At 60.8% G+C, this 14884-nt stretch carries 14 protein-coding genes; 12 read left to right on the forward strand and 2 right to left on the reverse strand.

Features of this window, described 5'->3' with window-relative positions; translation table 11 throughout:
• Positions 1–1110 precede the first annotated feature (1110 nt).
• From ACIPL0_RS19670 to ACIPL0_RS19680, 3 genes are all read left to right on the forward strand, one after another.
• Entirely contained in the window at positions 1111–1383 is a 273-nt protein-coding gene (locus tag ACIPL0_RS19670) for a DUF2790 domain-containing protein (RefSeq protein WP_400598890.1), read from the forward strand.
• A gap of 322 nt (positions 1384–1705) precedes the next feature.
• Entirely contained in the window at positions 1706–1978 is a 273-nt protein-coding gene (locus ACIPL0_RS19675; RefSeq protein ID WP_400598888.1) for a DUF2790 domain-containing protein, read from the forward strand.
• A 239-nt stretch (positions 1979–2217) separates the two neighbouring features.
• Positions 2218–2982: a 2-keto-4-pentenoate hydratase gene (locus tag ACIPL0_RS19680; protein WP_400598886.1), complete on the forward strand. Its 765-nt coding sequence runs from the start codon at positions 2218–2220 to the stop codon at positions 2980–2982.
• A gap of 320 nt (positions 2983–3302) precedes the next feature.
• Here the strand turns inward: ACIPL0_RS19680 and ACIPL0_RS19685 are convergent, their stop codons facing one another.
• The gene (locus ACIPL0_RS19685; protein WP_400731569.1) at positions 3303–4211 is read right to left on the reverse strand and encodes a LysR family transcriptional regulator; all 909 of its coding nucleotides are present in this window, start codon (positions 4209–4211) and stop codon (positions 3303–3305) included.
• Between the two features lie 129 nt (positions 4212–4340).
• Here ACIPL0_RS19685 and gcl point away from each other — a divergent pair, with 129 nt between their 5' ends.
• The 3 genes from gcl to ACIPL0_RS19700 all read left to right on the forward strand — a co-directional run bounded on the left by gcl (position 4341) and on the right by ACIPL0_RS19700 (position 8074).
• Entirely contained in the window at positions 4341–6116 is a 1776-nt protein-coding gene (gcl, locus tag ACIPL0_RS19690; protein ID WP_400731570.1) for a glyoxylate carboligase, read from the forward strand.
• Between the two features lie 27 nt (positions 6117–6143).
• Positions 6144–6926 (forward strand): hydroxypyruvate isomerase, encoded by a 783-nt coding sequence (gene hyi / locus ACIPL0_RS19695; RefSeq protein WP_400598880.1) that lies wholly within the window; start codon positions 6144–6146, stop codon positions 6924–6926.
• Positions 6927–7171: 245 nt separating this feature from the next.
• Positions 7172–8074: a 2-hydroxy-3-oxopropionate reductase gene (locus tag ACIPL0_RS19700; protein WP_400598878.1), complete on the forward strand. Its 903-nt coding sequence runs from the start codon at positions 7172–7174 to the stop codon at positions 8072–8074.
• A 209-nt stretch (positions 8075–8283) separates the two neighbouring features.
• On the opposite strand, the gene ACIPL0_RS19705 is transcribed toward ACIPL0_RS19700, so the two are convergent.
• Positions 8284–9612 carry an OprD family porin gene (locus ACIPL0_RS19705; RefSeq protein WP_400598875.1) on the reverse strand — a complete coding sequence of 443 codons (1329 nt, stop codon included), beginning with the start codon at positions 9610–9612 and terminating at the stop codon, positions 8284–8286.
• 804 nt (positions 9613–10416) lie between these two features.
• Here ACIPL0_RS19705 and ACIPL0_RS19710 point away from each other — a divergent pair.
• The 6 genes from ACIPL0_RS19710 (at position 10417) to ada (ending at position 14882) form a co-directional block, all read left to right on the forward strand.
• Entirely contained in the window at positions 10417–10968 is a 552-nt protein-coding gene (locus ACIPL0_RS19710) for a tetratricopeptide repeat protein (RefSeq protein WP_400598873.1), read from the forward strand.
• Between the two features lie 59 nt (positions 10969–11027).
• A complete protein-coding gene (locus tag ACIPL0_RS19715) occupies positions 11028–11522 on the forward strand; it encodes an RNA polymerase sigma factor (RefSeq protein ID WP_400598872.1) in 495 nt (164 codons plus the stop codon).
• On the forward strand, positions 11519–12301 hold the full coding sequence (locus ACIPL0_RS19720; protein WP_400598870.1) for an anti-sigma factor family protein: 783 nt from the start codon (positions 11519–11521) through the stop codon (positions 12299–12301). The genes ACIPL0_RS19715 and ACIPL0_RS19720 overlap by 4 nt, the downstream gene beginning before the upstream one ends.
• Positions 12302–12437: 136 nt before the next feature.
• Positions 12438–12815, forward strand: coding sequence for a copper homeostasis periplasmic binding protein CopC (gene copC, locus ACIPL0_RS19725; protein WP_400598868.1), 378 nt, complete (start codon positions 12438–12440; stop codon positions 12813–12815).
• A gap of 4 nt (positions 12816–12819) precedes the next feature.
• Positions 12820–13692 (forward strand): copper homeostasis membrane protein CopD, encoded by an 873-nt coding sequence (copD, locus tag ACIPL0_RS19730; protein WP_400598866.1) that lies wholly within the window; start codon positions 12820–12822, stop codon positions 13690–13692.
• An 86-nt stretch (positions 13693–13778) separates the two neighbouring features.
• The gene (ada, locus tag ACIPL0_RS19735) at positions 13779–14882 is read left to right on the forward strand and encodes a bifunctional DNA-binding transcriptional regulator/O6-methylguanine-DNA methyltransferase Ada (protein ID WP_400598864.1); all 1104 of its coding nucleotides are present in this window, start codon (positions 13779–13781) and stop codon (positions 14880–14882) included.
• The last annotated feature ends 2 nt before the right edge of the window (positions 14883–14884 follow it).

Genomic DNA, 14884 nt, shown 5'->3' on the forward strand with positions numbered 1-14884 from the left:
CGGCCAATACAGCAGTGTCAGAACTGACGCTTTCGCGAGCAGGGCTCCCTCCCACAGATCGAGGTGTTCGCTGGATTCAGGTCGATCAGCACAATCCCTGAGCCCGCACAAAACCCTGTGGGAGGGATCCGAGGTCACGAGGGTCGCGAAGGCGTTCTGTCGGCCAATACAGCAGTGTCAGAACTGACGCTTTCGCGAGCAGGGCTCCCTCCCACAAAAACAAAACCTCAGCGTGATCCCCGTAGCAGTCCGGCTTGCCGGCGGTGGTGATTTCAAGGACGCCTTCGCGGGCGAGCCCGCTCCCACAGGAGGTGTGTGTTTCGCCGGCTTTTGATCTGGGGCCCCGTTCCAGAAGGCCGAACGCAGGCGATGTGCAGTGGGGCGAGCGACAGGATGTCGCGAGAGCCGCGTGGGCCATGGATGGCCCATTCGCGGCGTGCCCACGGAGCGTCGCCGGAGTAAGGGCATGCCGAGCCTGGGCGAGGCACCGTATGGCGGGGAAAGAAGCCCTTGGTTACTTGGGGCTTTTCCAAGTAACTCGCCGTCAGGCGAAACAGGCTGCGTTAGCAGCTACAGCGTCAGGCCAGACACACCGAGTGCACAGGTTTTACGACGACTGCGTCGCCGCTCGCAGGACAAGCCAGCTCCTACAAGGGTCCGCGTAAAGTGCCGAGGGCGAAACAGGGCTGCGTTAGCAGACTCGGCGAAGTAACTGACACACCGAGTGCGCAGGTTTACGACGACTGCGTCGCCGCTCGCAAGACAAGCCAGCTCCTACACACAGGCAGTGATCATCCCGGTTGTGTTGCCATGCCAGGATCCCGCAAACACCATAATCCGTGGGAGGGAGCCGTGCTTGACGGCTTTTCAACTAAATAGGCGTTTGAAAGTACGGCGCCATATTGACCGGTATTGCCATTAATACCGGCAAAAGACTCTTACTGAAATTAATGCAATCCATCTACTTACAGCCATCGATATATCAAGGCCAATGATGACGTCTATCGATGCTCAGTATTTCTGGCAAACACCCGGCACTCCTTAAACTGGCCCCATCAGCAAGCCACCCCTGAAACAGTCGCTTGTTCTCCTGACACGTTGGAGCCCGCCATGAAATATGCATTGTTTGCCGCCCTGTCGATGTTCAGTCTGTTCGCGTCTGCCAACGACACGTCCAGCCCGGCAAGCTCTGCGTCGGCGCAGTCCAATCAGTACGATTACACCCAGGATCTGGACATCGCCAAGGTCGTGCGCATCAGCAATACCGGCACTTCGGGCAATGCCTGCGAGCCGCTGAAGGCGCAGATGGAGTACGTGGACAGCAAGGGCGTGACGCACAAGATCGAGTACACCCGCTTCGGCGACGACTGCCAGAACGGTTGATTGCCCGTCACGAAAACGGCCAACCGCGATAAAACCGCTGCTCTGACTGCAGCGGTTTTATATATCGTTAATGCCTCAACGCTATCGGCTTAATAGCCGCTTATTATCAGTATTAACCTGTCAGTTAATCTTCGACAAGCCTGCCCTCCAAGCCCCCAAGTTCGTTCACATCAATAATCCCCCCTGCCCCTATCACTTTCGATGATGCTCCTTATCGACAGTCACCATTTTTGTAATGACGAGGCCGGACCTAAACTTTGACCCATGAGCAAAACACGACACGCTTTGCTCGACACGATTCAAACTTCTGTGGAGCCTCATCATGAAATACGCACTGTTTGCCGCCCTGTCGATCTTCAGCGCCTTCGCTTCGGCGAACGGTAACGTCAATGCCGCCAGCCAGTCCGTACCGGCGCCGGTCGAGTACACCTACTCCCAGCACCTGGACATCGCCAAAGTCATCAGCATGAGCAGCGATGAAAACATCTCGACGGCCTGTGGCCCGGTTGAATCGCACATGATTTACGTCGACAGCAAAGGCGTGACCCACAACATGGCGTACAGCCGTCTGGGTGAAGGTTGCCAGAATGGCTGATCGGCGCCTTGTCGTACGCCGGACAATCGATCCTCACTGAAAAACCGCTGCTCACCGGCAGCGGTTTTTTTATGCCCGCCAGGCCCGCTAATGACGACGGTATGCGGGCACACATCCGGCAACACGCTCTTCCGTCTTCGACAAATGGGGGTACAGTAGGGCCGCTGGCGTCCGGTTCGAGGCGGCAAGACCGCGGACCGTGGCGCGCTTTCCATTCATTTGTCTGAAGGAAGTCCCGCGTGAATCAACCGTCTCACCCAGCGAAGATTGCCGAATTGATCGTCGACGCCATGCAGCGCGGTCAGAAACTCACCGAGATCCGTGCCGAGTACGTCCCTGTCGATGCTGCTGGCGCCTTCGCCCTGCAACGGGAAATCCTGCGTCTGCGCGACACCGGCGTCGGCGGCTGGAAAGTCGGCGCAAAATCCCCCACCGGCCCGATCAACGGCGCGCTGCTGCCGGAAGACGGCCTGTTCGCCAGTGGCAGCCAGCTCGAATGCGTCAATTACCCGCAACCGATCGTCGAGCTGGAAATTGCCTTCCGCCTGAACAAGACCTTCGCCCCCCGCGAACAGGTGTATTCCGATGAGGAGGTGCTGAGCAGCATCGGTTCGATGGCCACGACCATCGAGGTGGTGTCCAGCCGCTTCGCCGTCTGGCCGAAGATCGAGCCGTTGCTGGCCCTGGGCGATCTGCTCAACCATGGCGCATTGATCGTTGGCGATTTCGAGCCCTACGACGCTGATTTTCCGTTTATCGAACCGGCGCTGAGCTTCATCTACGCCGATGAAGACATCGTCCCCGGCGACGGTGCCAATCCGGCCGGCGACCCGCGCCGTCTGCTGCCGTGGCTGGTCAACCATCACACGCAGAACGGCCGGTCGGTGACGCCGGAACTGGTGATCACCACCGGCTCCTACACCGGCATGCACTTGACCAAAGGGCCGGGGCTGGCGGTCGGTGAAATCCGAGGCTTGCCGCCGGTGTCGGTGGAGTTGATCTGATTGTTTCACGCAATTCCCCGGTAGGAGCTGGCTTGCCCTGCGACCGGCTGCGCAGCAGTCGTAAACCCTGATGACTGTGCATTCCTGACACTCCGCGTTCACCGGTTTTACGACGAGTGCCTCGCCGGTCGCAGGACAAGCCAGCTCCTACAGGGACCGCGCAATCGCCCCGTAGCAGTCCGGCTTGCCCTGCGACCGGCTGCGTAGCAGTCGTAAAACCCGTAAACGCGGTGTGTCAGACCTGCATAGTCGTCAGGTTTTACGACGGGTTCCCCGCCGGTCGCAGGACAAGCCAGCTCCTACAGGGACCGCGCAAGACATCACCCCTGCGTCCAATACCCCGGCCGGTTGTACACCTCCTTCAGGAAGGCAATGAAAAACCGCACCTTGGCCGGTAGGTAATGCTGCTGCGGGTACACCCCCTGAATGTCGTAACTGGGCAAGGCGAACTCGTCCAGCACGGTAATCAACGCGCCGCTGTCGATCTCGTTCTGGATTTCCCAGGTCGAGCGCCAGCACAGCCCCAGCCCCCGCTTGGCCCAGTCGTAAAGCAGCTCACCGTCGTTGCAATACAGATTGCCCGCCACCTTGATCGCCACCGGCTTGCCGTCGCGCTGAAAGGTCCAGCCACGGTGCTGACCGCCCTGCAGGTTGAAGGTCAGGCAGTTGTGCTGCGCCAGCTCTTCGAGGTCTTTCGGAAAGCCATGCTCGGCAAAGTACTGCGGAGAGCCGCACACCACGCGCTTGTTGGCGAACAGCTTGATCGCCACATAGTTGGGGTCGAGCACTTCGCCGATGCGAATGCTCATGTCATAGCCCTCGCGCACCAGGTCGACGACGTTGTCGGTCAGGTTGAACGACAGCTGCAAGTCCGGAAAGCGCGCCTGAAACTCCGGCGCGTGGGGCGCCACATGCTGGCGGCCGAAACCGGCCGGTGCCGACACCACCAGATGCCCGCGCACGCTGCTTTCGTTCTCGCTGATGCTGGCGTCCAGCTCCTCGAACGACTGCAACACCGCCTTGGCGTTTTCCAGGTACGACTCGCCGGCATCGGTCAGGGTCAGGCCCCGGGTCGAGCGGTGAATCAGCTTCACCCCCAGGCGATCCTCCAGCGCACTCAGGCGCCGGCCCATGATCACCGGCGTCACCCCTTCGACCAGCGCGGCGGCGGCGAAACTGCCACGGGTGGCGACCAGCACATAGCTGCGCACTTCGGTGTAACGATCCATTCGATACTCCTGATACCGACAGAACTGCCAAAAGCAGTCATTCACAAAAAGTTCAAATCAAATCAGGCTGGTTACGTACAAAAAATATCGAACCAAGTACAAAAATCAAAGCGTTCAGGAGACTAACAAATGACCATCATGAGAGCCATCGAAGCCGCCGTTCTGGTGATGCGTCGCGAAGGGGTCGATACCGCCTTTGGTATCCCCGGCGCTGCCATCAACCCGCTGTACGCCGCATTCAAGAAAATCGGCGGCATCGACCACGTACTGGCACGTCACGTCGAAGGCGCTTCGCACATGGCCGAGGGTTACACCCGCGCCATCGCCGGCAACATCGGCGTGTGCATCGGCACCTCGGGCCCGGCCGGTACCGACATGATCACCGGCCTGTATTCGGCCTCCGCCGACTCGATCCCGATTCTGTGCATCACCGGACAAGCGCCCCGTGCCCGCATGCACAAGGAAGATTTCCAGGCGGTCGATATCGCCGCCATCGCCTCGCCGGTCGCCAAGTGGGCCACCACCGTCATGGAACCGGGCCAGGTGCCGTACGTGTTCCAGAAAGCCTTTCAGTTGATGCGCAGCGGTCGCCCGGGCCCGGTGCTGATCGACCTGCCGTTCGACGTGCAGATGGCCGAAATCGAATTCGACATCGATGCCTACGAACCGCTGCCGGTGAGCAAGCCGCAAGCCAGCCGCAAACAGGTCGAAAAAGCCCTGACCATGCTCAACGCTTCGGAGCGTCCGCTGATCGTTGCCGGTGGCGGCATCATCAACGCCGATGCTTCGGATGCGCTGGTCGAGTTCGCCGAGCTGACCGGTATTCCGGTCATCCCGACCCTGATGGGCTGGGGCGCGATTCCGGACGATCACCCGCAGATGGCCGGCATGGTCGGCCTGCAGACCTCGCACCGCTACGGCAACGCGACGATGCTTGAATCGGACATGGTCCTGGGCATCGGCAACCGCTGGGCCAACCGCCACACCGGCACCGTTTCGGTTTACAGCGAAGGGCGCAAGTTCATCCACGTCGACATCGAACCGACGCAAATCGGCCGCGTGCTGACGCCGGATCTGGGCATCGTTTCCGACGCAGGCGCTGCACTGGCGATGTTCCTCGAAGTCGCCCGCGAGTGGCACACCGCCGGCAAGCTGAAGAACCGCAGCCTGTGGCTTGCCAGTTGCCAGGAACGCAAACGCACGATGCAGCGCAAGACCCACTACGACAACGTACCGGTCAAGCCGCAGCGCGTTTATGAAGAGATGAACCGCTACTTCGACAAGGACACCTGCTACATCAGCACCATCGGTCTGTCGCAGATTGCCGGCGCGCAGTTCCTGCACGTCTACAAGCCGCGCCACTGGATCAACTGCGGCCAGGCCGGCCCGCTGGGCTGGACCATTCCGGCAGCACTGGGCGTGGCGAAGGCCGACCCGAGCCGCAAGGTGGTCGCGCTGTCCGGCGACTACGACTTCCAGTTCATGATCGAAGAGCTGGCGGTGGGCGCGCAGTTCAAGCTGCCGTACATCCACGTCGTGGTGAACAACTCGTACCTGGGCCTGATCCGTCAGGCGCAGCGCAACTTCGACATCGACTACTGCGTGCAACTGGCGTTCGACAACATCAACGCACCGGAACTGGAAGGCTATGGCGTCGACCACATCGCGGTCGCCGAAGGCCTGGGCTGCAAGGCGATCCGTGTCAGCGACCCGGCGCACATCCAGGCGGCCTTTGCCGAGGCCACCAGCCTGATGCAGCAGTACAGCGTGCCGGTCGTCGTCGAGGTCATTCTCGAACGCGTCACCAACATTGCCATGGGCACCGAGATCAACGCGATCAACGAGTTCGAATCGCTGGCCGAAACCGCCGCCGATGCCCCGACCGCCGTCAGCCTGCTGGACTGAAGACAGCCTCTGCACAAGGAATTCGATATGCCACGTTTATGCGCCAACCTGTCCATGCTGTTCACCGAACTGGACTTTCTGCAACGCTTCGAAGCCGCCGCCAACGCCGGTTTCAGCGGGGTCGAGTACCTGTTTCCCTACGACTTCAGCTCGGCGCAGATCAAGGCGGAGCTGGAAGCCAACGGCCTGACCCAAGTGCTGTTCAACCTGCCGGCCGGCGACTGGGCCAAAGGTGAGCGCGGTATCGCCTGCCACCCGGACCGGGTCGAGGAGTTCTACGCCGGGGTCGATCTGGCCATCGCCTACGCCAAGGTGCTGGGCAACACCCAGGTCAACTGCCTGGCCGGGATCAAGCCGCAGGGTTACGACGATGCGCTGATCGAAAAGACCTTCGTCGACAACCTTCGCTATGCCGCCGACAAGCTGCAGGCTCAGGGTATCGATCTGGTCATGGAGATGATCAACACCCTCGACATTCCCGGCTTCTACCTGAACACCACGGCCCAGGCCCTGGCGATCCGCGACAAGGTCGGCAGCCGCAACCTGTCGCTGCAGTACGACATCTATCACATGCAGATCATGGAGGGCGATCTGGCCCGTACCCTGGAGAAAAACCTGCCGGTGATCCGCCACGTACAGCTGGCCGACAACCCGGGCCGGCACGAACCGGGCACTGGCGAGATCAACTACGGCTTCCTGTTCGGTCATCTGGACAAGCTGGGTTATCAGGGCTGGATCGGCTGCGAATACAAACCGCTGACCACCACTGAAGCAGGCCTTGGCTGGTTGAAGACGCACAACCTGATTTAACGGCTTGCATAGATCTGCCTCTGCCCGAAGGGCGTAGGAGTGAGCTTGCTCGCGATCTGCCGGGAACCGGCAGTAAGACCGGAACACGCCGACTGACTGATACGGCCCGGTAGTCCGGCTTTGCTGCCGCTTCGCGCCAGATCGCGAGCAAGCTCGCTCCTACGGCCTCTGGCCAGAATCAAAAGATATCGAGGCGGTTGCCGAATCGGCGCCCGCCTCCCAAAACAAAAGAAGAGGAATATCTCATGGCGAACATCGGCTTTATCGGCACCGGCATCATGGGTCTGCCCATGGCGGAAAACCTGCAAAAAGCAGGTCATCAACTGTTCCTGTCCAAACACTTCATCGCCCCGCCCGCTTCGCTGGTCGACGCTGGCGCCACCGTGTTGAACAACCCGCGTGAAGTGGCACAGGAAGCCGAATTCATCATCGTCATGCTGCCGGACACCCCGCAGGTCAACGACGTGCTGTTCGGTGAAAACGGCCTGAGCGAAGGCACCGGCCCGGGCAAGGTGGTGATCGACATGAGCTCGATCTCGCCATCGGCGACCAAAGCCTTCGCCGAGAAGATCAACGCCACCGGCGCGCAGTACCTGGATGCGCCGGTGTCCGGCGGTGAAGTCGGCGCCAAGGCCGCGACCCTGTCGATCATGGTCGGCGGCAATCAGGGCACCTTCGACCGCGCCCTGCCACTGTTTCAGACCATGGGCAAGAACATCACCCTGGTCGGCGGCAACGGTGACGGCCAGACCGCCAAGGTCGCCAACCAGATCATCGTCGCCCTGAACATTCAAGCGGTGGCCGAAGCCCTGCTGTTCGCCTCGAAGAACGGTGCAGACCCAGCCAAGGTGCGTGAAGCGCTGATGGGTGGCTTCGCTTCGTCGAAGATTCTGGAAGTCCACGGCGAGCGCATGATCAAAGGCACCTTCAACCCGGGCTTCCGCATCGCCCTGCACCAGAAGGACCTCAACCTGGCACTGGAAGGCGCCCGCGAGCTGGGCCTGAACCTGCCCAACACCGCCAACGCCCAGCAAGTGTTCAGCACCTGCGCGTCGCTGGGTGGCAGCGGCTGGGACCATTCCGGCCTGATCAAGGGCCTGGAGCACATGTCGAACTTCTCGATTCGTGGCGATCACAAGCCGGAGTGAGGTCCAGACGCCACAGCGGATTCCTGTGGGAACCGGCTTGCTGGCGAATGCGTAGGGTCAGCGACCTTGATTCTGTCCGACATAACGCTTTCGCCAGCAAGCCGGCTCCTACAAAGTTCGTGCAGGTTAATAGGTGTACGTTTGATCCACGACAAAAAGCCAGGCCTTCTCACGAAGGCCTGGCTTTTTTCATACCGATGGCAGCGTGATCAGAACACGTTGATCGGGTAGTCGGCGATCAGACGGAATTCGTTCACGTCGCCTTCGGCCTGGTCGCCGTTGGCACGGTGGAACGCCTGGCGCATGCGCAGCGACAGATCCTTGGCCGGACCGGACTGCACCACATACTTGGCTTCGACGTTGATTTCGTGATGTTTGCCGTCGTCACCGTAGCCATAGTTGACATAGGTGCTGTTGGCCGGCATGTGCGAACCGTCGATATCATCACCGGTGATGTAACGGGCCATGAAACTCAGACCGGGTACACCATAACTCGCCATGTTCAGGTCATAACGGGCCTGCCAGGACTTTTCACCCGGGCCGTTGAAGTCGGAATACTGCACGGAGTTGGCGAGGAAGATCGAGTCGCCGGTATCGCCCGGGCCGTTAGTCCCGAACGCTACATAGTCAAATGGCGTATCGCCATGCACTTTCTGGTACGCCAGGGTGATGGTGTGCGCGGTCAGGAAAGAATACGCCGCTGCCAGCGACCAGGTGGTGTTGCTGATATCCCCGGCCTTCGCAGAACCCGCATCGTTTGTGCGGTAAATATTGAAGTCGAAGTTGACCGATTGCGAATCGCTGATCGGCTGGGTGAAATTGACGTTGCCGTAGTATTGATCCCAGACATCCTTGAGATTGGAGCCGTACAGACTCACGCTCAAGTTGTCGTTCACCGAATACTTGCCACCGGCATAATCGATACTGGACGCCGTGACACCCGCGTAAGACGCGTAGATATCGTGGTCATTGTTGGTCGTGACCGGGCCGTTGCCGCCGGTGAAGTGGCCGCCATCCAGTTCCAGACCGGCGATTTCGCTGCTGAGCAGGTTGAAACCGGTCGCCGTCTGCGGGAACAGACGCGAGCCACCGGCAGCGAACACCGGCGCCTGCGGTTGCAGGTTCCCGTAACGCAGTTCGGTTTTGGAGATGCGCATCTTGATCGCGCCGCCCGCGGTACCGTATTCGTCTTCCGGGTGGCCGTGGCTGTCGACCGGCAGGTTGCCGGTGCCGGCGGTACCGCTGCCGCCATCGAGTTTCACGCCCCAGTTGCCATAGACATCGACGCCGAAACCGACCGTGCCCTGGGTGAAACCGGAGCTGAAGTTGCCCAGCACGCCCTGGGTCCAGTCCTTGCGGTCGCCGCCGCCATTCTTGCCATCGCGATTGAAGTAATAGTTCTTCAGATGCACGGTGAGGCTGCTGTCTTCTACAAACCCTTTGGCTTCCGACTGATCACCGACCACACCGGCCATCGCCATCTGGCTCACGCCCAGTGAGACCGCCAGTGTCATCAGGTTCCATTTTGCAAACGTCATTATTATCCCCTGTCTCAATTAAGGCCCAACGTTTCGCAATCCCCCGGGATACGGGATATCCCCCCGGATTCGGGCGAAAGTTGTGAACGATGGAAGTTGTTCTACGGCAGATGGGCTAAATTACATCGACACCGCGACGGGATTCACGGTGAACTTACAGGCTTTACGCCATTTCTTTATTCTTTCCTGAGGCGCTCTACGCCGCATGATTGCCGGGTGTGCTCCCCAGGCCGAAAAACTTTTAGCATTTTTCACCCACTCACTTCACAAACCGGTCGTGATAGTCATTATCGATCTTCGTAATAGTTCTAATCGACGATCCGGTGTTAATGTGGACGCCGATGAAGAACACGACTCGACGGCCTGGTGAATCCGCAGCATCAGGCGGTCGTATCCTGCTCCACTTCATCATTCCTTTGGTAAGACTTTTTAGCCACCTCACGTCAGTGCGGTGGCTTTTTTTATTCTCCGACGGACTCACTATCCGGTTAATACAAGATCCTCGCGAACGCATTGAATGTTCACTTGACCTCGCAGAATCGTTCAATTTTCACACTATTATTAGTTGAAGTTATTTCGCTGTTTCAGCGTTAGTTTCGCGGCGGATCAGCCGCCGATTTCTCCGCCCTCCTGCGCACCTGCCCTCGCCACCCGCCCTGCCTTTCGTCTGCCTTCGTGGCGTTTGCGCCAGCCCGATATAAATTCTTTTGCCAGGCCGAATAACTTGCTCAGCTGAGGTGTTCATCCCATAGCACGCGCAGACTCGGCGCCGTTTCTCAACCTGATGGCCAGGAGCATGACCCCATGATGACCCGCCACACACATGCTGTCGGTTACCGCCTCACCGCGTTTTTTGCTGCCTGTATGGGGCTTGCTCTGCTGGCCGGTCAGGCCCGTGCCTCCGGTGACGAGTCGGCACCGCCCAAGCCGAACTGCCCGAAAGGCCAGGTGTGGGACAGCAAGACACGCAAATGTGCAATGCAGACCAGCCGCGCAACGTCGGACGCCGACCGCACCGACTATGCCTACCGGCTGGCCAAGGACGGGCGCTACGAGGAAGCCCTGACGCTGCTCGATACGCTGAAAAATCCGGACACCGCCAAGGCTCTGAACTATCGTGGTTATGCGACCCGCAAGCTCGGGCGTACCGATGAAGGCATCGGTTATTACCTCAAGTCGGTGGCGCTGGACCCCCATTACGCGCAAGTGCGCGAATATCTGGGTGAAGCCTATGTGATCAAAGGGCGGCTGGATCTGGCCAAAGAGCAACTGGCGAAGATCGAGACCTTGTGCAGCACCACCTGCGAAGAGTATGAAGACCTGGCGGAGGCCATTGCAGCGGCCCCTCAGACATGAAGCACTAGACGAAATACCGGGAGGCGGTCATAGCCGGAGAAGCTGAGTTTCGCAGAGAGTTGGGTCAGCTGTTGCCACGTCTGTGGCGCTACGCCTTGGTGTTGTCGCGACAAAAGCATCTGGCCGACGACCTGGTCCAGGCCACATGCGTACGCGCACTGGAGCGTGCCGGGCAGTTTCTGGCCGGCACCCGTTTCGACCGCTGGTTGCTGTCGATCATGCATTCGATCTGGCTCAACGAGATCCGCGCGCAGCGGGTTCGCCAGGGTCAGGGGTTCGTCGATGCCGAGCACGAACTGGCATTCGATGGCGAAAGCGAGGCGCAGGATCAGATCCTCGCCGCGCAGGTGATCAAACGGGTCAACGCACTGCCGGAAGCGCAACGTGAAACTGTATTTCTGACCTATGTAGAAGGGCTTTCGTACAAAGAGACTGCTGAAGTCCTTCATATTCCCGTCGGCACAGTGATGAGCCGACTCGCGGCTGCACGCCTGAAACTGGCGGAAACCGCACCACGCGCCATGTCGGATAAATCGACAGGAGAACGGCGATGAACCACGGTAACGCATACCCCCCACCTTCAGATGAATTGCTGGTGGCCTATCTGGACGATGAACTGGACGGCGATCAGCGCCAGTTGATCGACACACTGTTGCGCACCGACGCACCGGTGGCCGCGCGCCTGGATCAGCTCAAGCAGGGTGACCTGCCGTTCCGCGCCGCCTTCGATTCGCTGCTCGACGAAGCCCCGACCGAGCGCTTGCAGGCGATGCTCAAGTCATTGCCATCGAGCAATCCCCATCGAGGCACCTTGAGCCGTCGCGGTTTCCTCGCCACGGCGGCGAGTTTCGTGCTGGCCGGGGTGGTGGCCGACCGCCTGTTCATGCACTGGCACGATGCCGAGCCGGATGACGGCTGGCGCACCTCGGTTGCCGAGTACATGGCCCTGTACACGCCACAGACGCTGGAAAACCTGACCACTGACGTCGATTCGCACAACGCCCAGCTGAACTCGGTGGGCGAACAGCTGGGTCTGCCGTTGAATCCGCAGGCGGTCACCCTCCCCGGCGCCGAATTCCGCCGCGCGCAGATTCTCGACTACGAAGGCGAGCTGATCGGCCAGTTGACCTACCTGGACCCGCGCCACGGGCCGCTGGCACTGTGCATCACCAACGCCAGACAGGGTGCTCAGTCGCTGGCCATCGAAGAACGTGTCGGGCTCAACGTGGTGTATTGGTCCAATACCTCCCATGCCTTCATGCTGATCGGCAAGAATCCGTTCGAAGATCTGCGCATCATGGCCAGCAGCGCACAACGTTCACTGCCGGCCTGAGGCGCCGGCAACGGTATTCACTGGAGTCGACGGGCGGTTTCTGGTCTAGTAAGCCACGTATTGATCGTGACTCGCCCCAGGCGACACGCCCGTTGAAGACGGCCACCCACGAGTGGCCGCACACACAGGACTCCTTATGCGCTTGAAGCACTCCCTCGCCTGCCTCGCTCTGCTGACCGGTCTGACCAGCACCGGTGCCTTTGCCCACGCCCACCTCGAAAGCCAGTTGCCCGCCGCCAACAGTGAAACCGCCAGCCCCAAGGAGCTGCGCCTGAATTTCTCCGAAGGCGTCGAAGAAAAATTCACCAAGGTTGCCATCAGCCTCGACGGCCCCGGCGACAGCACCGAAGTCATCCAGACCCAAAGCGTCAGCACCGACCCCGCAAACCGCAAAACCCTGATCGTGGTGCCTGCCGTGCCGCTGGCGCCCGGCAAATACAAGGTCGAATGGCACGCGGTGTCGGTCGACACCCATAAAAGCGAAGGGGTCTACCACTTCACGGTAACGCCATAAACCCATGCAGGACGCATTGATCCTGTGCCGTTTCGTGCATTTCGGCGCAGTGTTGCTGCTGTTCGGCATCGGGGCGTTTCGCGGCTTGCTGTTCGGCAACGCCCTGTCGACTTTCGAGTCGGGCGCACGGCGCGTCCGGCTTGACCGTGCCCTGCTCTGGACAAGCGCGGTCGCGCTGATCAGCGCCGTCGCCTGGCTGTTGCTGGTCACCGCCGACATGGCGGGTAACTGGCACGACGCCGTCGACCGGCAAACCCTGTCGGCGGTGCTTGGCAGCACCTTTTTCGGCCGGGTCTGGAGCCTGCATCTGTTGCTGGCCTTGCTGGTGCTGCTGCTTTCGTTGCGCGGGGCGCAGCATGCGCCGCGTCGGCTTCTGTTGCTCAATGCCTTGCTGCTGATGACACTGGCTCCGGTGGGACATGGCGCCATGTTCGACGGGTTGACGGGGTGGCTGCTGATCGCCAATCAGGCGGCGCATCTGCTCGGCGTCGCCAGTTGGCTGGGCGGGTTGTGCATGCTGGCGGTGCTGTTGCGCGGCGCTGGCGGAGTCGACTTGCACACCGTGCTGTTGCGCTTCAGCGGTATCGGCTACGGGCTGGTGGCGCTGATCGTCGCCACCGGGCTGATCAACATCCGTGCCCTGACCGGCGCGCTCTGGCCAGCCCCGGCCTTTGCCGGCTTCGGTCTGGTGCTGAGCCTGAAACTGATGCTCGTGCTGTGCATGCTGGCGCTGGCGGCATTCAACCGCCATCTGGCCCGCGCCGGTCTGCTCAACCTGCCGGCCCTGCGCAAGAGTGTCATGCTCGAAAGCCTGTTCGGCGCCGCCGCGCTGGCGACGGTGTCACTGCTGGGCACCCTGCCGCCGATCCCCATGTAAACAGAATTCGAGCGCAAGACCCGGAGTGTGTGGGTCTGGTGTCGGCACTAATCTCTGCCCATCGGACCTTTCAGGAGAACTGCCCCATGAGCCGCAAGAACGCTGCCTCGCCCTGCACCACGGAGCAGGACCCACGCTGGGCTGCCGTGCTCGCCCGCGATCCGGCGGCCGACGCACAGTTCGTTTATGGGGTGCGCACCACCGGCGTCTATTGCCGCCCCAGCAGCGCCTCACGCCTGCCGCGCCCGCAAAATGTGGTGTTTTTCGACAGTCCGGCACAGGCCGAAGCCGCCGGTTATCGACCAAGCAGACGCAATGCCGCCGATCGTACGCAGCTCGCCGGCCAGCACGCGGCACTGGTGGCGAACGCCTGCCGGCAGATCACCGAGGCCGAGCAGGCTCCCGGGCTTGAGCAGCTGGCCGAACAGTCCGGCATGAGCCCGTGGCATTTTCATCGGGTGTTCAAAGCGGTGACCGGTCTCACGCCCAAGGCTTGGGCCAGTGCCCACCGGGCCGACAAGGTGCGCTCGAAGCTGGCGGACAAAGGCAGCATCACCGACGCCATGTACGACGCCGGTTTCAATTCCAACAGCCGCTTTTACGAATCCAGCGACAAACTACTGGGCATGACCCCCAGCGATTTTCGCAAGGGCGGCGCCAACAGCGAGATCCGCTTTGCCGTCGGCGAGTGCTTTCTCGGATCGATTCTGGTGGCGCAGAGTCAGCGCGGGGTCTGCGCCATCCTGCTGGGCGATGACCCCAACCGGCTGGTGCAAGACCTGCAGGACCAGTTCCACAACGCTCGACTGATCGGCGGCGACGCCGGGTTCGAGCAATTGGTCGCACGCGTGGTCGGTTTTATCGAGGCGCCAGGGCTGGGGCTCGATCTGCCGCTGGACCTGCAAGGCACCGCATTTCAGCAGCGAGTTTGGCAGGCGCTGTCGCAGATTCCGCCGGGCACTACGGTCAGTTACGCCGAAGTCGCCCGACGCATCGGCGAACCGAAAGCCTTTCGCGCGGTGGCCCAGGCCTGTGGCGCCAACCATATTGCCGTGGCGATCCCCTGCCACCGCGTGGTGCGCAGCGATGGCGCGCTGTCGGGGTATCGCTGGGGTGTCGAGCGCAAACGCCAGCTGCTGGAACACGAAGCTCAACGGCCTGCCGAAACTGGCGCTTCTTCGGGCCGGTAGCT

This window comes from Pseudomonas sp. NPDC090208 (genome assembly GCF_044746785.1).
Taxonomy (GTDB): Bacteria; Pseudomonadota; Gammaproteobacteria; order Pseudomonadales; family Pseudomonadaceae; genus Aquipseudomonas.